Source organism: Bacillus sp. GbtcB10 (genome assembly GCF_019091365.1).
GTDB classification, from domain to species: Bacteria; Bacillota; Bacilli; order Bacillales; family Bacillaceae; genus Bacillus; species Bacillus altitudinis.
The window spans coordinates 1-230 of the sequence record NZ_JAGXJP010000457.1 but is presented as its reverse complement, the minus strand read 5'-3'; the positions used below and the strand labels follow the sequence as shown (position 1 = coordinate 230).

Below are 230 nucleotides of genomic sequence, written 5' to 3'. Positions count from 1 at the left end.
GGGAAAAAAGTGACGGATTTAGTAGCAGGCGAATTAGATCACTTCTATGAGGGACAAAAATTACGAAAACAAATGAAAGAAAATCGTAGAATAGTAGCGGAGCAACTATTAGGTGTATCAAAGGTTATGGAAGATTTCGCTAAGGAGATACAAAGAGAACGAGAAAATCATCAAGTACAGGAAGAACAGATTCTACAAGCGTTTCGTGATTTTGGTGTAGAAATAGAGCA

1 pseudogene is annotated in these 230 nt (G+C 37.0%); it reads left to right on the top strand.

Annotated elements, in window-relative coordinates:
• Nucleotides 1-230 (top strand): annotated as a pseudogene (locus tag KVT11_RS20830) (SpoIIE family protein phosphatase); the annotation flags it as partial.